Below are 17574 nucleotides of genomic sequence, written 5' to 3'. Positions count from 1 at the left end.
AACCCTATTAAAGCTAGCTAAGAGGTTACGTCCACCGTCGTAACTTGTCAATGGCGCCTTAACCGGTTATGTAGGTCCATGTTCTCCCGACCGGCCAAGGACCGCTCATGGATCGCCCGCCCGCCATGTTCATCGCCGACTCGCTCGGCCTCGACTTTCTCAACTCGGTGGCGACACCGGTCGATACGCCGGTGGACTGGATCGACGGTGGTCATGGCCTGATCGACTGGCTGGCGCAGGCAAAGCTGGTGCCGCCGGATGATCTGCACGCGCTGACGGCCCGCGCCACGCCGGACGAACTGGACAAGGTCGCGGATCAGGCGCGCGCCTTGCGCGAATGGTTCAGGGGATTCGTGCGCAAGCATGCGGGCCGGCCGCTCACGAGGGATGCATTGCGCGAGCTCGGTCCATTGAACAGCCTGCTGGAGCGCGACGAAGCCTTCAGCCGGATCGAGCCCGGGCCTCACGATGGCGGCGCTCTCGCATTGCGAATGAAACGGCGCTGGCGCTCGCCGGAAGCGCTATTGCTGCCGGTTGGCGAAGCCATGGCGAAGTTCGTATGCGACGAGGACTTTTCCAACGTCAAGGCGTGCGAGGGGCACAACTGCACCATGCTGTTCGCCGACCACACGCGCAGGCGCGCGCGGCGATGGTGCATCATGGCGGTCTGCGGCAACCGCGCGAAACAGGCTGCCCACCGCAGCAGGCTCAAGAGCGTGCATTGATTGGGTGTCGAGATGCTGGAATGAGCGCGGATCGAGCCCCGGTTCCGTGCCCCAAATTCCACCCAATCGGCCGTCACTAAGCGCCTTTGGGGGAGGCTGCAGCCTCCCGGAGTGGGACTGCTGGACTGATGATCGATTTGAGGCGACTTCTCGCGCTGGCAGCCGTTGCGCTGCTCGCCTTAAGCATCGGGCCGGCCGTTGCCTCACCTGCCAAGACGAAGCCCGCCGCGGCCGCACCCGCCGCACCCGCCGCACCACCGCCCGTACCGTTTGAGCCATTGCCGCCGCCGAAAATCTACCTGTTTCGGGGCGCCATGGGGCCGTTCTTCTCCACCGGCATGGACCGGCTCGAAGAGAAGCTGACGCAGGCCGGCTTTTCGGCCAACGTCTATGAATTCACCATCTGCCGATGGATCGGCGATCGTGCCATCTCCAGCTACAAGGAAACGCCGGCGCCGATCGTGCTGATCGGGCATTCGATGGGCGGGCTTTGCTCGATCGTCATCTCGGAGATGGCGGCCAAGGAGAACATCCCGATCAGCCTCGTCATCACCATCGATCCCGCGCATGCGACCGGCGACGTGCCGCTCAATGTCGAGCGCTTCATCAACATCTACCTCTCCGACAGCGTGCTTGGCGGCGGCAACGTGGTCGCGGTGCCGGGTTATCGCGGTCACTATGCGAGCTATGACCTGAAGGAGAACGCGCGGGTCAGCCACATCAACATCGAGAAGTCCGACGACATCCACCGTCAGATCGTCGACATGGTCACGCAGTTGCCGCGCATTCCGCCCCAGACGCAGGTGGATGCCGTGCCGCTGCGCTATCTCGTGCCGGCGAATACGCTGGTCGAATTGTGGGACAGCGGCGTGCGGCAACCGGTGCGCCGCGGCGACACCATGGAGAGCATCGCGGCAGCCAATCGCGTGCCGCTGTGGTCGCTGGCGCAGAGCAATTCGTTGCCGGAGAACGCAACGCTTACCCCCGGCCAGTCCATCATCGTCCCGCGCCACCTGACGCCGCCGGACCCGACAGCCGCCATGGCCACCCCACCGCCCGGACGGCGGTAAGCGGTCTGCAACGGAGATGGCCGGGATGGAGCTTGGCTGCCGCCAGGCACCATCCCCGCGGCACCTGTCATTCACGCATCTTGTGCCGCGGCAGCCATCTTGATGCGGATGTCGCCAAGGAGGAGCGAGCCGTGGTGGAAGCCCGGCCCGCCGGGCGATAGGGCGCGGCGAGAAGCATCAGAAACAATGCCCTTTCAGCCGCATATTTGGCGGCGGGTCGGCCATTTTCGAAGCCGTGCATGACGAGGCGTCCCTCCGTCGTACAGACATGCCATCGCCATGTCCTTCGACCGCATTTCTTCAGGAACACTTCGAACGTCGGGAGGTGTTCGGGCATGTCAATTAGCCGTGGCTGCTTGCCGCCCGGCGCGTGATTGCGTTCCCCATCGCGCCGTTCGGGGCCTGAAAGGTGAGCGGAAAGGCGGAGAGGGCGAGCTTCTCGATCGCCGAACGCTCCTCGGACACACGTCTCTCGATGAACCGCCGCTCGAACTCGGTCAGCTCGGTCTTGAGCAACCGCTGATAGCGGCTGATGTTGCTGCGGTGGCCGCGCAACAAGGCCAGCTCTTCATCAACCATCATCGCAATCCTCGTTGAGCTGTCGTTGCCTAGGCTGCGAGGCCGGTTCGTTCGACGGATCGCGTGCGGACCGGCTTGCCACCCGGAGGTCCTTTCGGATGGTGGTCGAGGCTCGCGAGCGCTTCCAGAATTTCGTCGATGGTGACGGCTTTGCCCGAGCCGGGCAGTTCGCGCAATGCCGGACTCGAGGCGATACTGGCTGCGTCCGAAGCCCAGGACGCGAGGATTGCACGCTTCTCGCCGATCGACAGAGTTGGATCGGCTAGGACGTCGCGGGGATGATCATAGACAGAGCCAGGGTGCAATATCGCATTCAGATCGATGATGTTGTCGACATGATCGAGCATGAGAGGTCCTCCTCCTTTCTTTAAACCTCTGACTTGCATTCGGGTGCCCGGTCGAAGGCCATGGTCGATCCCGCCCGACGATCGGGCGGGATCACCGGGTCTCCGACAGACCAAATTCAGGCGGCTTTGCCTTCGAGTTGATGCACGTTGCCGGACGGCGCGGCATTGATGGCAATTCGCCGCGGCTTCATGGCTTCAGGGATTTCCCGGACCAGTTCGATCTTGAGCAGGCCGTTCTCGAACGAGGCGCTGTGCACCTGAACATAATCGGCCAGGTTAAACTGCCGCTTGAACGGCCGCGCGGAAATGCCCCGGTAGAGATATTCGCGTTCGGTTCTGTCCGGCTTGTTTCCCTCGACGGTCACCGCGTTCTGCTCGGCCGTCACCGCGACCTCGTTGGGTGCGAAGCCCGCAATCGCAAGCGAAATCTGGTAGCGATCCTCGCCGATGCGTTCGATGTTGTAGGGGGGATAGTTGTCCTCGCCGGCACGCTGTGCCGTTTCAACGAGGTCGAAAAGGCGGTCGAAACCAACGGTCGAACGCCACAAGGGAGAGAAGTCGTAAGTGCGCATAGCCAGATCCTCCAAGGAGCAAAATGGATACGAACGACACCGGACACGACCGGTGCCCGTCTCAGCTTCCCGACCCACCAGGCGTCGGGAACGCCACCTCTCGGCGGCAGCGGAAAAATAAAAAAAGCCTGTTTTGGTTTCAAGAGGGGGTCCAAAATTTTTTGGAATCCCCCGCGCCTCCCTAACCCTCTCGCCGCAAGAACGGGCGGGGAGGGAGACGCACCTCGGACTACGCGTTCGATCCGTGGATCGCCTCGATCACGGCGTCCGTCACGTCCTTCGTCGTCGCCGTGCCACCGACATCGGGCGTCAGCACGCCGGCTGCACATACTTTCTCCACCGCCGCCATCAACCGCACCGCCGCGTCCTTCTCGCCGAGATGCTCCAGCATCTGCGCGCCGGTCCAGAACGTCGCGACCGGATTGGCGATGCCCTTGCCGGTGATGTCGAAGGCCGAGCCGTGGATCGGCTCGAACATCGAGGGGAAGCGGCGCTGCGGATCGATATTGGCGGTCGGCGCGACGCCGAGGCTGCCCGCCAGCGCCCCGGCGAGGTCGGAGAGGATGTCGGCGTGCAAATTGGTCGCGACAATGGTGTCGAGGCTCTTCGGATGCAGCGTCATGCGCACCGTCATGGCGTCGACCAGCATCTTGTCCCAGGTCACATCAGGGAATTCGGCCGCGACCTCGGCGGCGATCTCGTCCCACATCACCATGCCATGGCGCTGCGCGTTCGACTTGGTCACCACGGTCAGGAATTTGCGCGGACGCGACCGGGCGAGCTCGAATGCATAGCGCATGATCCGCGTCACGCCGCCGCGGGTGAACACCGCGACCTCGGTGCCGACCTCTTCCGGGAGACCCCTGTGGGCGCGGCCGCCCATGCCGGCATACTCGCCCTCCGAATTCTCGCGCACGATCACCCAGTCGAGGTCGCCGACGCCGACATTGCGCAGCGGCGAGGCGACGCCCGGCAAGATCTTGGTCGGCCGCACATTGGCGTATTGGTCAAAGCCCTGGCAGATCGGTAGCCGCAGGCCCCACAGCGTGATGTGATCGGGCACGTCGGGCGCACCGACCGCGCCGAAATAGATCGCGTCGAATTTCTTGAGCTCCGCGAGGCCGTCGGCCGGCATCATGACGCCGTGCTTCTTGTAATAGTCCGAACCCCAGTCGAACGTCTTGATGTTGAAGGCGAGATCGCCGCTACGTTTGGCCAGCGCCTCCAGCACGCGAACGCCGGCGGAGATGACCTCGGGGCCGATGCCGTCGGCGGGGATCGCTGCAATCGAATGGGTGCGCATGAAGTGCTCCGTCCAGATGTCGGTGGGATTGCGTGACGCTAGGGAACCTAGGCGGGGAGGGGCAGGGACTCAATCGACACTGGTTTATACAAAAAAATGATATAATTCCGTCACAGGATCAGAGGACCGGTGAATGGAATTGCATCAGTTGCGATGCTTCGTGGCGGCGGCCGAGCAGTTGCATTTCGGCCGCGCGGCGCAGCATCTCCAGATGCTGCCCTCCGCACTCGGCCGCCAGATTAAGCTGCTGGAGCAGGATCTGGATACGCGGCTGTTCGCGCGGACGACGCGGGCGGTGTCGCTGACGGAAGATGGCGCAATGCTGCTGCGCGATGCCCGTGCCATCCTCGCCCGCGTCGAAGCGGTCGAGAGCAATCTGCGCAATCGCTCGCGCGCAGGGGCTGCTCGAAAACTCCGGGTCGGCGCCATCGACAGTGCTGCGGCCGGGTTGTTGCCGGCGCTCTTGCGCGACTTCCGTGCAAAACATCCTGACATCGCGGTGCAGCTTCTCGAGGACAAGACCGTCCGGCTGCTGCCAAAGATCCTGACCGGTGCGCTCGATCTCGCTTTCGTGCGTCCGCCGGCCCAGCCGGACAAGCGGCTTGAATTCCGCGATCTGCTGCAGGAAACAGCCATCGTGGCATTCCCGCAGCGCCACGCGCTGGCCAAACGCAAGTCGATCACGCTGGCTGAGATTGCCGAGGAGGCGATGCTGGTGCCTGATCGCCGCTCGCGGCCGCACAGCCACGACCTCATCATGAAACTGTTCGAGCAGGCTGGCCTCACGCCGCGCATCGTGCAGGTCGCCGACGAGAAGCAGACCATCATCAATCTCGTCGCAACCAGGCTCGGTGTCGCAATCGTGCCGCGTTGGTCCACCCGGATGGCGGTATCCGGCGTGCGCTTCGTGCCGCTGCGGCCAAAGCAGATCGGACCCGTCGGCCGGCTGCCGCTCGCTGCCGCATGGCTGCGCGGCTCGCGTGACCCGGCCCGCGACGCGATGCTGTCCGTGCTCGAGGCGCGCCTGCGCAGCTATGCGCGGGACGCCTGAGGCGCTATGACATCGGCTGGGCGAGAAGGGTGATGCGATGACGGAACGGAGAGCTTCGAACGAATTGCGGGTTGCCATCGCGGGGCTCGGCTCGATCGGCACCAAGATCGCGACCGCGCTCGATCAGGGCATCGAAGGATTGACGCTCTCTGCCGTGGCGGTGCGCGATCCCGCAAAGCATCAGACGTTCCTCGCCAGCCTGCGTCGTCCGCCATCCGTCCTGCCGCTCGACCAACTCGGCGACGCCGCCGACATCGTGGTCGAATGCGCGCCGAGCAGCCAACTGCGTGCGATCGTCGAGCCCGCGGTGAAACGCGGCAGGGCCGCGGTCGTCGTCAGTGTCGGCGGGCTGCTCGACAATTTCGATCTTGTCGATCTCGCCCGCGCCAATGGCGGCCGCATCCTCGTGCCGACCGGCGCGCTGATCGGACTCGACGCCGTCAACGCGGCTGCGATCGGCACCATTCATTCGGTGAGGATGATGACGCGCAAGCCGATCGACGGCTTGAAGGGCGCGCCGTTCATCGTCCAGAACAACATCGATATCGACAATCTGCGCGAGCCGCTGAAGCTGTTCGAAGGCACGGCGCGCGAGGCCGCAAAAGGCTTTCCGGCCAATCTCAACGTCGCGGTCGCGCTGTCGCTCGCGGGCGTCGGGCCGGATCGCACCCGGGTGCAAATCTGGGCCGACCCGACCGTGACGCGCAATGTTCACCGCATCGAGGTCGAGGCGGATTCGGCGCGCTTCTCGATGTCAATCGAGAACATCCCCTCCGAAAATCCCAAGACCGGGTTGATCACGGCGCTGTCCGTGATCGCCCTGCTCCGCAAGCAGCGCGCCACGCTCAGTGTTGGAACATAACCTTCAAGCGCCGGTGACACGCCAGATCACATTGCCGACGTCGTCGGCCATCAGCAGCGACTTCTTGTCAGGACCGATCACGACGCCGACCGGGCGGCCGTAGGATTCCTTTTCGTCGGGTGCCAGGAAGCCGGACAGGATGTCGCGTGCGGGACCCGAAGGCTTTCCGTTCTCGAACGGGATGAACACCAGTTTGTAGCCGGACAGCGTGCTGCGATTCCACGAGCCGTGCTGGCCGATCGCCATGCCGTCGGGGAAGCCAGGCAGCGTGCCCGCCGGCATCCAGCACAGGCCGAGCGAAGCGGTGTGGCCGCCGAGCGCGTAGTCCGGCGTGAGCGCCTTGGCGACCATCGCCGGATCCTGCGGCACGCGCTCGTCAACCGTCTTGCCCCAGTAGCAATAGGGCCAGCCGTAGAAGCCGCCGTCGCGCACCGAGGTCAGATAGTCCGGCGGCGTTTCGTCGCCGAGGCCGTCGCGCTCGTTGACGACGGTCCAAAGCACACCGGTCGTCGGCTCCCAGGCAAGACCAACGGGATTGCGCAGGCCGGCGCCGAAGATGCGGTGCGTGCCGGCGACGAGGTCGAGTTCGTAGACCGCGGCGCGGCCTTCCTCGACCTCCATGCCCATCTCGGCGATGTTGCTGAGCGAGCCGACGCCGGCATAGAGTTTTTTGCCGTCGGGGCTTGCGAGCAGGCTGCGGGTCCAGTGGCCGCTTGGCTTGAAATTGGTGAGGCGCTTGCCCGGCGCGGTAATGCGATCGGCGTTCGCCACGTACGGGAAGGCCATCACGCCGTCGGTGTTGCCGACATAGAAGGTGTCGCCGACCAGCGCCATGCCGAACGGCTGGCTGAGATTTTCCATGAACGCGCCGCGATACTCCGCGACGCCGTCGCCATCCTTGTCGCGCAGCAGCGTGATGCGGTTGGCACTGACGCCGAGCGCGGCGGCGCGCCGCATCGTCGCCTGCATCGCGTAATGAAACACCGATCTCGGCGCCCCCGCGATCTGCGTCGCCTCCGCGATCAGCACATCGCCATTGGGCAGCACCTCGATCCAGCGCGGATGGTCGAGGCCGGTCGCGAACGCATTGACCTTGAGCCCGGGTGCGACCGTCGGCTTCTGTCCTTCGCTCCAGCCCCGCGCCGTCGGCATCTTCAGTGTCGGGATGGCGCCCTGCGGCTTGGCTTCGGGAATAGCGGGCGACTGGCCCCAGGCCGGCGCAGGCACGGTGCCCGACAGCTTTCGCCATTGCAGCGCGATGCCGCCGAGAAGCGCAACGAACTGCGCAAAGATGCTGGAAAAAGTCATGAGAGGCCCCTGTTTGCGCGCGCATCCAACGGGCTGGCGGGGCAGACGTCAACCTGTGCGACGGGCCGCGGGGCTCTATTCCCGTGGAATGGCAGACGTTCGAATTTGCATGGGACGAACGCCGGAAGGCTGGGCCCGGAGATCAGCGGCCGATCTGCCGCTCGGCCCGGCGTGCCGTGCGAAAATCATCGAGATGATGGATGTTCGGCGCGAGCGCGGCCTCCCTGGACAGGAGATGATAGACGCGCGCCACCGTGCGCTGCTTCTGCTTCGGCCGCCCGGGCGGCAGCGCCCGCGCCTTGCGGACGGCGGCGATCGCGTGCTCGCGAAAATAATCGTAGGCGTCGGACATGGCTCGATGCTCTGCGAGTGGTGGCAGGTATCGAGGGGCTAACGGGCGCAGGCAGCAGGGGTTCCTGGCAGCAGGGGGCCGATGTGTTGCGCACCCAGCTTCCTCAACGTCGTCCTGGCGAAAGCCAGGACCCATACCGCGGAATCCATCGATTGCGTGCGACCTCAGTTCCGGGCAATCCTCGCCAAACCGCTCCCTGGGGTAATGGGTCCTAGCTTTCGCCAGGACGACTCCGGAGGTGCAGCTGCGCTACGCTTGCGATGACAGCGTTGAAGCGATACCCGCTCTTACCGCGGCGACAGGAACGGGATGATCATCGGCACGCGGCGGCAATAAGCGCCGTAGGCGTCTTCGCCGAGCTCCTTGGACAGGAACACTTCTTCCATTCGGCCCTTCTGCCACATGCCGAGCGAGATCAGGATCGCGCCGAGCATCGCAGTGACCGTGCCGACCGCGATGCCGGTCACCAGCATGCCGAGGATCAGGCCGGTGTAGATCGGATGGCGCACGATGCCGTACGGGCCGGTGTCGATGACGCGGTGGTCTTGCTTGTGGGTGATGGTGTTGGACCAGAACTGTCCGAGATGCAGCCGTCCCCACCAGGTGAAGGAGATGCCGGCCAGCACGATCAGCGCCACGACGTAGACGGCTGTATTGCTGAACACCCAGAGCGGCTTCTCACCGAGCACCTCGGCGGTCCAGGGCGTGAACAGGATGCCGCCGACCAGGATCGGGATGCGATAGCGGCCGGACTCCAGCGTCATCACCTGCTTCTGGGTACGGCCCTGCCAGAACGAGGCGCCGACCCAGCTTGCGAGCCAGGCGAGCCAGATCAGGGCGAGCAGTTGCGTCGGCCAGGTCGTGGTCCAACCACCCCAGGCGACAGAGAGAAGCTTGCTGAAATCGAAGGACATGCGGAAAGGTTCTTTGGGTTGGGCGGCAGCTCAGCTGGCGCGCGAGGAGAGCGCGTGATGCTCGATGGCGCCGGAGGCAAGCGCGCCGCCGCGGGCGAGAAGATGGGTGATGGTTTCGCGCAGGACCGGCTCGATCGGGCGCGGCGCGTAGCCGAGCTCGGTGCGCGCCTTGCCGATCGAGAGGTCGCTAGCGGCGAGCGCGATGCGCACGCCCTCGGCAGTGCCGTTGGGCGGCCGGCGCGTGATACGATCGGAGAGATATTCGAGCATGATGCCCGACAGCTCGGCCATCTTGCCGGGAACGACGACCGGGAATTGCCGGCGGCCGCTCATCGCGGACATCATCCGCAGAATCTGGCCGAGCCTGACGCAGTCGCCGCCGAGGATGTAGCGCTGGCCGTTACGCCCGCGTTCCATGGTCAGCACGAGGCCCATGGCGACGTCGCGGACGTCGACGAGATTGACCGGGAAGTCGAGATGCGGCTGCACTTTCTTCTGCAGGAAGTACCACAGCATCGCGGTCGGCGGCGTCAGATTATGGTCGGCAGCACCGATCGGCATGGTCGGGGTGCCGATCACCAGCGGGAAGCCTGCGGCTGCGGCCTTCGCGGCGCAATGCTCGGCCAGCGATTTCGACCGCGTGTAGGCGCCCGGCATCGCATCGGCCGGCTGCAGCGCCTCTTCGGCGGGAACACCGTTGAGGTCGGAATAGGGGAACAGGATCGATTCCGTCGAGCAGTGCAGGAAGCGCGAGATCCCGCGCTTCATCGCGGCCGCGAGCATGATCTCGGTGCCGCGGCAATTGACATCGTGAAAGGCCTGCTTGTCGGCGACCCACATGCCGGGCAGGCCGGCGAGGTGATAGACCTGATCCACACCCGCCATCGCGGCACCGACCGCGGCGCCGTCCAGCACCGAGCCACGGGCATATTCAACGTCGGCATACGGCGTGGCCGGCGCACGAACATCGAGAACACGCACCCGCTGCCCACGGGCGCGGAGCGCTTCTACGAGATGATGTCCGATGAAGCCGCTGCCACCGGTAACCAGTACGAGAGCCATGCAGAAGGTTTGCTGTTTCGCGTCTAGAACTATCGGGTTGAAAGGGAATTGGTCGGAACAGGCGCCAGAATCGCGGCAAGGTCGCGACGGAAGCCCAATGCAATGAATAATTTTGCCATGACAAACATCGGTCCAAGCAGGAAATGCGTGGGGTGGTCGACCATCGACGGCTGCCGCTCCTCGAAAACCTTGTGGCCGACGACCTGCGCAGTGACGCCAAGTCCGATCAGCACCGCAAAAATCGACCACATCATGACGATCGAGACCTGATTGCCGATCGCGGTTGCGACCAAAAGCAGCACGATCATCGCGGCGAGGATGCCGAGCCCGATCCCGGCGTCCAGCATCAGCCAGTAGACCAGCACCGGCAGGGCAAGAATTACGGCCAGGCTGACCTCGATCCCGAACAGCGGGAAATGCACCTGCGTCAGCGGCAGCACAGCACCGGTGAAGAGCAAGAGGATGCCGACCACGTGCATCGCGCAGTTCCAAGGATCGCGATGATATTCGACGTAGTCGGCCAGTTGGTGTTGAAAATAACTGGCCATCTCGGTCTCGTGCAGCATGGGGTCGGGGAGGACGAAAAAAGCCTATAGCACCTGATAGGGCGGTGCACAAACCGGCGCGATTGTCGCGCGAAGCCGCGCCGTCGCGCTGTGAGACAGGTCACAAAACGATCGGGACTTCAAAGGGTTCCGTCAGGCGCCGTGGCGCGTCCGCTCAGTGCTTCCTAGCGGGCTTTTTCGCCGCAGGCGCAGGTGTCGCAGCCGGATGCGCAGGCGCTTCCTCCGGTACCTTGGCGTAGGTCGCGATTTGCAACTGGCCGTTGACAGCCGAGCCTGGCTTGGCCCGGTCGAGAAACTGCTCCTCGCCGAGGCCGATCGGATGCAGCCGCTTGGTCGAGATCTTGAACGTGTTCACCAGCACGTCGCGAATCGCGTCCGCCCGGCGCTGGCTCAGGATGGCGTTGGCCTCGCGCGTTTTCGCATTGGATTCCACGTGGCCGACGATCAGAAATGTGTAGGGCAGTAGCGATGCATGGACCAGCGCGTCGGCGAGGCGGCCGACGGTCTGGTAGGACGCCGGCTGGATGATCGGAGTGTCGGCGTCGAACTGGATCTGCGCGGTGAACGTCGGCAAACTGGCCAGATCAGGCGCGATCAACGGCCGGTTCACCGGACCCGGATCGTTCTTGATCCTGGCCTTGGCCCGCTCCATCACCTGCAGCTTCAGCGCGGGGATATCGATCTCGGCGGGGTGTTCGAAATGGTTGAGCTTGCCGACGATGTCGTCGCGGGTCGGCGGCGCCGTCTGCGCCTCGGCTGTGCCCGCGAGCAAAGCGAGGCCAAGCGCGATGCATATTCCGGCGGTGGTAAGCCTGTTCGCTGGCATCACCGATACCCCGCGTCGTCGACGGCCTTCAGGCAGTTGTTGCTGATGCCTTTAGGGGTCGATACCAGGCAGGGGACCGCCTTGCTGGTCTCCTTGGTCGAGCCGCCGCAGACCTTGACGATCTCGCGCTGGCAGGCGTTCGCGACCGTGACTCGCGCGGCGACGCGCTTCTGGATGGCATCGAAGGCGCCGAGATAGTCGCTCTGGCACTGCTGCGAGAGCACGTCGCGGTTGCGCGACAGGCACTCCTTCAGGCGGGTCGAATCCGGGTTGACGCCGCGGCAATTGGCAACGATTTCCGCACCGCAACTTTTCGCCAGCATCCCGATCGCATCGCCAAAGCTCATGGTCTCCGCCGCCGCAAGCGACGGCATACCCAATGCCAGCAAGATCAGTGTGATGGAGCCCCGGACCATGGCCGCATCTGATACGGGGAAGTTCGCGGGGGTCAAGGGGCGTTCGGGCGAGAACTGTCGAGAGTCCGACCAGTGCGGCGAACAGTCCTCACTCCGGGGCGTCGGCAAGGGGCGGCCATTCGACCAGGGCGACCGTGTGCTTCGCGAGGTCGTCGGCCACATCAGGGTCGGCCTTGAGCTCGTCCAATGTCCGCGGCGGCGGAAGCTGGCGGCCGTCCGCGATCAGTTCCTGTGCATAGAACGCGAGTGCCTCGGGCGCATTCTCCAGGGCCTCATCGACGTCGTCGCCGCCGGAAATGCAGCCTGGCAGGTCGGGAAACCACACGCCTACGGCCTCGTCCGGGCCGGCATCCTCGATGATGGCGATGTAGTGCGGCATGCAGGCCTCACGCCCGCTGCACAAAACTGTCCACGACCTTCTTTTCCCCCGCCTTGTCGAAGGCGATGGTGAGCTTGTTGCCGTCGATCTTGGTGACGCGGCCATAGCCGAATTTCTGGTGGAAGACGCGGTCGGAGAGGGCGAATTCCGAGGTCGTGCCGGTGGATTTGGCCACCAGCTCGCCCTCGATCGTCAGGGGCCCCCGACGGCGCGAGGAGAAGCTGCCGAAATCGGGCGAGGACGACTGGGACGAAAACGACGAGGCCTGTTCCTCGAAGCTGCCGCGGCCGCCATTGCCGCCCCCGCCGCCGCCGCGATTGCGATTGGCCTGGGCGCGCTGCCAGCCGGGGGTCGAATAGGTGGAGCCGAACGCTTCCATGTCGTCGAAGCGGGAGGCGCCGTAGCCGCCGGTGCCGCCCCAGGCCGAGCCGCCCTTGGATTCCGTGATCTCGACATTGGCCGCGGGCAATTCGTCGAGGAAGCGCGAGGGGATCGTGGTCGACCAGGTGCCATGGATCCGCCGATTGGTGGCAAAATAGATTTTGGCGCGGCGGCGGGCCCGGGTCAGGCCGACATGACCGAGCCGGCGCTCTTCCTCGAGGCCGGCTCGGCCCTGTTCGTCCAGCGTGCGCTGGCTCGGAAACAGACCTTCCTCCCAACCCGGCAGGAACACGTTGTCGAATTCCAGCCCCTTGGCCGAATGCAACGTCATCAGCGACACCGCGTCCTCATCGGCGCCGCTGTCGCGGTCCATCACCAGCGAGATGTGCTCGAGGAAGCCTTGCAGGTTCTCGAACTCCTCCATCGAGCGCACCAGCTCCTTGAGGTTCTCGAGCCGGCCCGCGGCGTCAGCCGAGCGGTCCTTCTGCCACATCTCGGTGTAGCCGCTCTCGTCGAGCACGATCTGGGCGAGATCCGTGTGCGACGTGACCTCGCGCTGGGCCCGCCAGCGGTCGAACTGGGCAACGACGTCGCGCAACGAGCCGCGCGCCTTCGGCTTGAGCTCGTCGGTCTCGACCACCGCGCGCGCCGCTTCGAACAGCGGAATGCGGCGCTTGCGGGCGTGATCGTGCAGCATCTGCACGGTGGCATCGCCAAGGCCGCGCTTGGGCGTGTTGACGATGCGCTCGAAGGCGAGATCGTCGGCCGGCGAATTGATGACGCGCAGATAGGCCAGCGCATCGCGGACTTCAGCGCGCTCGTAGAAGCGCGGGCCGCCGATGACGCGATAGGGCAGGCCGAGCGTGACGAAGCGATCCTCGAACTCGCGCATCTGGTAGGACGCCCGCACCAGGATCGCGATCTCGTTGAGCTTGTCGCCCTGGCGCTGGATCTGCTCGATCTCCTCGCCGATGCCGCGGGCTTCCTCTTCCGAATCCCACGAGCCTGTCACCGTGACCTTCTCGCCGTCATGGTCCTCGGTGCGCAGCGTCTTGCCGAGCCGCCCCTCGTTGTGGGCGATCAGGTGCGAGGCAGCGGCGAGGATGTGGCCGGTCGAGCGGTAGTTGCGCTCGAGGCGGATAACCTTGGCGCCGGGGAAATCATGGTCGAAGCGCAGGATGTTGTCGACCTCCGCGCCGCGCCAGCCATAGATCGACTGGTCGTCATCGCCGACGCAGCAGATGTTTTTGGTGGGGCCTACAGGGACAGCCGTCATTCCGGGATGCGCCGAAGGCGCAGACCCGGAATCTCGAGCTGAGGACTCATCTCCGGATTCCGGGTTCGGCTCTTCGAGCCGCCCCGGAATGACAGTGGGCGAGGTTGGCTTCGTCGGCGCTTGCGACAACAACCGCAGCCACAAATACTGCGCGACGTTGGTGTCTTGATACTCATCGACCAGGATGAATTTGAAGCGCTGCTGGTACTGCCGCAGGATATCCGGGTGCTCGCGGAAGATGCGGATGTCCTCGAGCAGCAGATCGCCGAAATCGGCGGCGTTCAAAATCTTCAACCGCTCCTGGTAGCTCGCATAGAGCTTGCCGCCCTTGCCGTTGGCGAAGACGGCGGCTTCGCCCGACGGCACCTGCGACGGCGTCAGGCCGCGGTTCTTCCAGCCGTCGATCAGGCCGGCCAGCATGCGCGCGGGCCAGCGCTTGTCGTCGATGTTGTCGGCTTGCAGGAGCTGTTTCAAGAGCCGCACCTGATCGTCGACGTCGAGCACGGTGAAGTTCGACTTGAGCTGCGCCAGTTCGGCGTGGGTGCGCAGGATGCGTCCGCCGATGGAGTGGAAGGTGCCGAGCCACGGCATCCCTTCCACCGCATGGCCGAGCATCTGGCCGAGCCGATGCTTCATCTCGCGCGCGGCCTTGTTGGTGAAGGTCACCGACAGGATCTCGGAGGGGCGGGCGCGGCCCTGGCTCAGGATATGGGCGATGCGCGTGGTCAGCACGCGGGTCTTGCCGGTGCCGGCGCCGGCCAGCACCAGAACCGGACCGTCCAGCGTCTCCACAGCCTCGCGCTGCTCCGGATTGAGCCCGGACAGGTATTGCGGGCCCACCGAGGCCCGCGCACGCGCGGCGATGCCGCCGGCTGCGGGCTGGTGGTCGGGGACGCTCTGGGACGTGATCTTGCTCGGCTCGGTCATGCGAATCATTTGCCCCACGTTGGCACCGCGGGGTGGTGAAAGGGGAGCCTTCTTAACAGGGATTGGTCCCTATATGGGGCCGCGGACGGGGGTTTTCCACGTGCGCGGAAAGCCAATTTGTTCCTGCGGGTCAGGCGAATTTCCGGCGCCAGCGGCCCGGAACCATTGTTCCGAGTTGGCGATTGGTTCTGCAAGTGAGGCGCGTCAGCCGCGCCGATCGCAGACAGACATCGAAACAGAGGTTCGGACCATGCTTAGCTGGGTTGTGACGTTTCTGGTTATCGCCTTGATCGCCGGTATCCTGGGCTTTGGCGGCCTCGCCGGCGCGTCGATCGAAATCGCCAAGATCATCTTCTTCATCGCGGTCGTGCTGTTCCTGGTCTCGGCCGTTGTCGGTCTGGCCCGCGGCCGTAACAGGGTCTAGCGCGCTTACCGCTTCGAGGGCATCGCCACGTTCCGGCCGATGCCCTCGGGCCGCGGTACGGCACTGTGGGCCTTGACCACCGCTGCGATGCGCTCGCGGATGTCTGGCGGAAACGCCGCCACCTTTCGTGAGCCCATGTCGATGTGAAGCGACATGTTTTCGGAGGTCGCCGACAACCAGCCCTCGGTGGCGTGCCGCAGCTCCTGGAATGTGTGCAGCCGCTTGTCGTCGGCCTCCAGCAGCCAGACCGAGACCTGCACGGGATCGCCCAAGTGGATTTCGCGCAAATACCGCACGTGGCACTCGGCAGTGAAGGTCGAGCCGCCTCGCTCCTTCATATAGCCCGGCCCGATCCCAAGCGTCAGCCACATCTGGTCGATCGCGCGGTCGAACATCACGTTGTAATAGGCCATGTTGAGGTGGCCGTTGTAGTCGATCCATTGCGGCTCGATCTGCATGATCGAGGCGCGGAACGGCGCGCCCTCGATCGTTGTGGCAGCAGTCTCCGGCATGTGTCCTTCCCCAGCTATGCGTCCGGTCGCTTGACTTGACCGGTGAGATGTCCTTTGCCACGGTTCGTCTCGTCGGGAGGAACGTCCGTGGGTACGACCATCACCAATAATCCGCCGCGGCCGGCGCCGAAAGCCCTCGCGAGCGCGCTGGAGCAGCTTGCCGGACGGTTCGGCAACCGCCTCATCACCTCGCAGGCCGTCCGCGAGCAGCACGGCCACACCACCACCTGGCTCGTGAACCAGCCGCCGGACGGCGTGGTGATGGCGCAGGAGACCGCCGACATCCAGGACGTGGTGCGGATCTGCGCGACAAACGGCGTGCCCGTCATCGCCTTCGGCACCGGCACCTCGCTCGAGGGCCAGGTCAACGCACCCGCCGGCGGAATCTGCATCGACCTGCGCGACATGAACAAGGTGCTCGCGGTGCATGCCGAGGACCTCGACTGCGTGATCCAGCCCGGCGTCACCCGCAAGGCGCTCAACGAGCATCTGCGCGACCAGGGCCTGTTCTTCCCGATCGACCCCGGCGCGGACGCTTCCCTCGGCGGCATGGCCTCGACGCGGGCCTCCGGCACCAACGCGGTGCGCTACGGCACAATGCGCGACAGTGTGCTGGCGCTGAAGGTGGTCCGCGGCGACGGCGAGATCATCACGACCGGCACGCGCGCGAAGAAATCATCCGCCGGCTACGACCTGACGCATCTGTTCGTCGGCGCCGAGGGCACGCTCGGCATCATCTCCGAACTGACCATCCGCCTGCGCGGCATCCCCGATACGATCGCGGCCGGCGCGGTGTCGTTCGAGACCGTGCACGGGGCGTGTCAGGCCGTGATCCTGGCGATCCAGACCGGCATTCCCGTGGCGCGCATCGAGCTGCTCAACGCCGCGCAGGTGCGGGCCTGCAACGCCTATTCGAAGTTGACCCTGCCGGAAACGCCGCTGCTGCTGATGGAATTCCACGGCACCGAGATCGAGGTCGGCGAGCAATCGAAGGCCTTCGGCGAGATCGCAAAGGACTGCGGCGGCGGCGATTTCTCCTGGACCACCAAGCCGGAGGATCGCACAAAACTGTGGCAGGCGCGGCACGACGCCTATTGGTCGGTGAAGGCGCTGCGGCCGGGCGATAGCATCGGCGTGGTTGCGACCGACGTCTGCGTGCCGATCTCGCGGCTTGCCGAATGCGTCGGCGAGACCGAGGAAGATCTCAAGCGTCTCAACCTGTTGTCGCCGATCGTCGGCCATGTCGGCGACGGCAATTTTCACTGCTCGCTGGTCTGCGACACCAACGATGCCGACGAGATGGCGCGCGGCGAGGAGTTCATGCATCGGCTGGTCGAGCGCGCGCAGGCGATGGACGGCACCTGCACCGGCGAGCACGGCATCGGCCAGGGCAAGCAGAAATATCTCAAGGCGGAGCTCGGCCCCGAGGCGATCGACGCGATGCGGGCGCTGAAAAAGGCGCTCGATCCGCAAAACATCTTCAACCCCGGCAAGATTGTTCCGGAGGCGTAGAGTCTGCGCAGCTAACGACCGGGAACTTTCGGCAGTCCTGCCGGTTCCAATTCCCGCCAGTTCCGACGCCTTATGGCCGGGTTCTGCGCGGGAGGGTACAATGGTGCGACCGGTCATTCGAATTGCCGCGGTGGCATTTGCGTGCATGCTGGCGGGAGCGGTACTGGCGAAAGGCGGCCATGGCGGTGGGCACGGGGGCGGGCATGGCGG

20 protein-coding genes are annotated in these 17574 nt (G+C 65.0%); 6 read left to right on the top strand and 14 right to left on the bottom strand.

What is annotated here, in order from left to right; genetic code table 11:
- Positions 1-107 precede the first annotated feature (107 nt).
- Positions 108-725, top strand: a complete 618-nt coding sequence (locus AC0L30_RS24200; protein ID WP_473405349.1) for a CGNR zinc finger domain-containing protein — start codon at positions 108-110, stop codon at positions 723-725.
- Positions 726-853: 128 nt separating this feature from the next.
- Positions 854-1795, top strand: a complete 942-nt coding sequence (locus AC0L30_RS24195) for a LysM peptidoglycan-binding domain-containing protein (RefSeq protein ID WP_473405348.1) — start codon at positions 854-856, stop codon at positions 1793-1795.
- A gap of 342 nt (positions 1796-2137) precedes the next feature.
- Here the strand turns inward: AC0L30_RS24195 and AC0L30_RS24190 are convergent, their stop codons facing one another.
- The 4 genes from AC0L30_RS24190 to AC0L30_RS24175 all read right to left on the bottom strand — a co-directional run bounded on the left by AC0L30_RS24190 (position 2138) and on the right by AC0L30_RS24175 (position 4596).
- Positions 2138-2377 (bottom strand): hypothetical protein, encoded by a 240-nt coding sequence (locus AC0L30_RS24190; RefSeq protein WP_007600897.1) that lies wholly within the window; start codon positions 2375-2377, stop codon positions 2138-2140.
- Positions 2378-2403: 26 nt separating this feature from the next.
- Positions 2404-2721, bottom strand: coding sequence for a hypothetical protein (locus tag AC0L30_RS24185; protein ID WP_007600899.1), 318 nt, complete (start codon positions 2719-2721; stop codon positions 2404-2406).
- A 116-nt stretch (positions 2722-2837) separates the two neighbouring features.
- A complete protein-coding gene (hspD, locus tag AC0L30_RS24180) occupies positions 2838-3293 on the bottom strand; it encodes a small heat shock protein HspD (RefSeq protein ID WP_035994254.1) in 456 nt (151 codons plus the stop codon).
- Positions 3294-3522: 229 nt separating this feature from the next.
- Positions 3523-4596, bottom strand: coding sequence for a tartrate dehydrogenase (locus tag AC0L30_RS24175; RefSeq protein WP_473405347.1), 1074 nt, complete (start codon positions 4594-4596; stop codon positions 3523-3525).
- Positions 4597-4729: 133 nt separating this feature from the next.
- Here AC0L30_RS24175 and AC0L30_RS24170 point away from each other — a divergent pair, with 133 nt between their 5' ends.
- Together AC0L30_RS24170 and AC0L30_RS24165 are read left to right on the top strand one after the other, a co-directional pair.
- Positions 4730-5647: a LysR substrate-binding domain-containing protein gene (locus AC0L30_RS24170; RefSeq protein WP_473405346.1), complete on the top strand. Its 918-nt coding sequence runs from the start codon at positions 4730-4732 to the stop codon at positions 5645-5647.
- A 37-nt stretch (positions 5648-5684) separates the two neighbouring features.
- On the top strand, positions 5685-6509 hold the full coding sequence (locus AC0L30_RS24165; protein ID WP_473405345.1) for an aspartate dehydrogenase: 825 nt from the start codon (positions 5685-5687) through the stop codon (positions 6507-6509).
- A 3-nt stretch (positions 6510-6512) separates the two neighbouring features.
- On the opposite strand, the gene AC0L30_RS24160 is transcribed toward AC0L30_RS24165, so the two are convergent.
- From AC0L30_RS24160 to AC0L30_RS24120, 9 genes are all read right to left on the bottom strand, one after another.
- The gene (locus AC0L30_RS24160) at positions 6513-7817 is read right to left on the bottom strand and encodes a PQQ-dependent sugar dehydrogenase (RefSeq protein ID WP_007600905.1); all 1305 of its coding nucleotides are present in this window, start codon (positions 7815-7817) and stop codon (positions 6513-6515) included.
- A 142-nt stretch (positions 7818-7959) separates the two neighbouring features.
- Positions 7960-8169, bottom strand: coding sequence for a hypothetical protein (locus AC0L30_RS24155; protein ID WP_247358734.1), 210 nt, complete (start codon positions 8167-8169; stop codon positions 7960-7962).
- Between the two features lie 287 nt (positions 8170-8456).
- On the bottom strand, positions 8457-9083 hold the full coding sequence (locus tag AC0L30_RS24150; RefSeq protein ID WP_007600907.1) for a methyltransferase family protein: 627 nt from the start codon (positions 9081-9083) through the stop codon (positions 8457-8459).
- Positions 9084-9113: 30 nt separating this feature from the next.
- Entirely contained in the window at positions 9114-10145 is a 1032-nt protein-coding gene (locus tag AC0L30_RS24145) for an NAD-dependent epimerase/dehydratase family protein (protein WP_473405344.1), read from the bottom strand.
- A gap of 29 nt (positions 10146-10174) precedes the next feature.
- On the bottom strand, positions 10175-10711 hold the full coding sequence (locus AC0L30_RS24140) for an Mpo1 family 2-hydroxy fatty acid dioxygenase (protein ID WP_007600909.1): 537 nt from the start codon (positions 10709-10711) through the stop codon (positions 10175-10177).
- Positions 10712-10865: 154 nt separating this feature from the next.
- A complete protein-coding gene (locus AC0L30_RS24135; RefSeq protein WP_473405343.1) occupies positions 10866-11537 on the bottom strand; it encodes an OmpA family protein in 672 nt (223 codons plus the stop codon).
- Positions 11537-11953 carry a hypothetical protein gene (locus tag AC0L30_RS24130; protein ID WP_473405342.1) on the bottom strand — a complete coding sequence of 139 codons (417 nt, stop codon included), beginning with the start codon at positions 11951-11953 and terminating at the stop codon, positions 11537-11539. The genes AC0L30_RS24135 and AC0L30_RS24130 overlap by 1 nt, the downstream gene beginning before the upstream one ends.
- An 88-nt stretch (positions 11954-12041) precedes the next feature.
- Positions 12042-12332, bottom strand: coding sequence for a type II toxin-antitoxin system HicB family antitoxin (locus tag AC0L30_RS24125; RefSeq protein ID WP_473405341.1), 291 nt, complete (start codon positions 12330-12332; stop codon positions 12042-12044).
- A 7-nt stretch (positions 12333-12339) separates the two neighbouring features.
- Complete coding sequence (locus AC0L30_RS24120) at positions 12340-14925, bottom strand: ATP-dependent helicase (protein WP_473405340.1); 2586 nt, start codon at positions 14923-14925, stop codon at positions 12340-12342.
- Positions 14926-15166: 241 nt separating this feature from the next.
- On the opposite strand from AC0L30_RS24120, the gene AC0L30_RS24115 reads away from it, so the two are divergent.
- Positions 15167-15340, top strand: a complete 174-nt coding sequence (locus AC0L30_RS24115) for a DUF1328 domain-containing protein (RefSeq protein WP_007600914.1) — start codon at positions 15167-15169, stop codon at positions 15338-15340.
- Between the two features lie 5 nt (positions 15341-15345).
- Here the strand turns inward: AC0L30_RS24115 and AC0L30_RS24110 are convergent, their stop codons facing one another.
- Positions 15346-15852 (bottom strand): thioesterase family protein, encoded by a 507-nt coding sequence (locus AC0L30_RS24110; RefSeq protein ID WP_473405339.1) that lies wholly within the window; start codon positions 15850-15852, stop codon positions 15346-15348.
- An 87-nt stretch (positions 15853-15939) separates the two neighbouring features.
- Between AC0L30_RS24110 and AC0L30_RS24105 the strand changes: the two genes are divergently transcribed.
- On the top strand, positions 15940-17364 hold the full coding sequence (locus AC0L30_RS24105; protein WP_219683452.1) for an FAD-binding oxidoreductase: 1425 nt from the start codon (positions 15940-15942) through the stop codon (positions 17362-17364).
- Positions 17365-17574: the final 210 nt, after the last annotated feature.

This window comes from Bradyrhizobium sp. MI1.11 (assembly GCF_055811255.1).
This window is presented reverse-complemented; position numbering and strand designations above follow the sequence as displayed.

Excerpts from the sequence above, each read along its gene's own strand:
- AC0L30_RS24200 (WP_473405349.1), top strand. The coding sequence starts at position 108 with ATGGATCGCCCGCCCGCCATGTTCATCGCCGACTCGCTCGGCCTCGAC.
- AC0L30_RS24195 (WP_473405348.1), top strand. The coding sequence starts at position 854 with ATGATCGATTTGAGGCGACTTCTCGCGCTGGCAGCCGTTGCGCTGCTC.
- AC0L30_RS24190 (WP_007600897.1), bottom strand. The coding sequence starts at position 2,377 with ATGATGGTTGATGAAGAGCTGGCCTTGTTGCGCGGCCACCGCAGCAAC.
- AC0L30_RS24185 (WP_007600899.1), bottom strand. The coding sequence starts at position 2,721 with ATGCTCGATCATGTCGACAACATCATCGATCTGAATGCGATATTGCAC.
- hspD (WP_035994254.1), bottom strand. The coding sequence starts at position 3,293 with ATGCGCACTTACGACTTCTCTCCCTTGTGGCGTTCGACCGTTGGTTTC.
- AC0L30_RS24175 (WP_473405347.1), bottom strand. The coding sequence starts at position 4,596 with ATGCGCACCCATTCGATTGCAGCGATCCCCGCCGACGGCATCGGCCCC.
- AC0L30_RS24170 (WP_473405346.1), top strand. The coding sequence starts at position 4,730 with ATGGAATTGCATCAGTTGCGATGCTTCGTGGCGGCGGCCGAGCAGTTG.
- AC0L30_RS24165 (WP_473405345.1), top strand. The coding sequence starts at position 5,685 with ATGACGGAACGGAGAGCTTCGAACGAATTGCGGGTTGCCATCGCGGGG.
- AC0L30_RS24160 (WP_007600905.1), bottom strand. The coding sequence starts at position 7,817 with ATGACTTTTTCCAGCATCTTTGCGCAGTTCGTTGCGCTTCTCGGCGGC.
- AC0L30_RS24155 (WP_247358734.1), bottom strand. The coding sequence starts at position 8,169 with ATGTCCGACGCCTACGATTATTTTCGCGAGCACGCGATCGCCGCCGTC.
- AC0L30_RS24150 (WP_007600907.1), bottom strand. The coding sequence starts at position 9,083 with ATGTCCTTCGATTTCAGCAAGCTTCTCTCTGTCGCCTGGGGTGGTTGG.
- AC0L30_RS24145 (WP_473405344.1), bottom strand. The coding sequence starts at position 10,145 with ATGGCTCTCGTACTGGTTACCGGTGGCAGCGGCTTCATCGGACATCAT.
- AC0L30_RS24140 (WP_007600909.1), bottom strand. The coding sequence starts at position 10,711 with ATGCTGCACGAGACCGAGATGGCCAGTTATTTTCAACACCAACTGGCC.
- AC0L30_RS24135 (WP_473405343.1), bottom strand. The coding sequence starts at position 11,537 with ATGCCAGCGAACAGGCTTACCACCGCCGGAATATGCATCGCGCTTGGC.
- AC0L30_RS24130 (WP_473405342.1), bottom strand. The coding sequence starts at position 11,953 with ATGGTCCGGGGCTCCATCACACTGATCTTGCTGGCATTGGGTATGCCG.
- AC0L30_RS24125 (WP_473405341.1), bottom strand. The coding sequence starts at position 12,332 with ATGCCGCACTACATCGCCATCATCGAGGATGCCGGCCCGGACGAGGCC.
- AC0L30_RS24120 (WP_473405340.1), bottom strand. The coding sequence starts at position 14,925 with ATGATTCGCATGACCGAGCCGAGCAAGATCACGTCCCAGAGCGTCCCC.
- AC0L30_RS24115 (WP_007600914.1), top strand. The coding sequence starts at position 15,167 with ATGCTTAGCTGGGTTGTGACGTTTCTGGTTATCGCCTTGATCGCCGGT.
- AC0L30_RS24110 (WP_473405339.1), bottom strand. The coding sequence starts at position 15,852 with ATGCCGGAGACTGCTGCCACAACGATCGAGGGCGCGCCGTTCCGCGCC.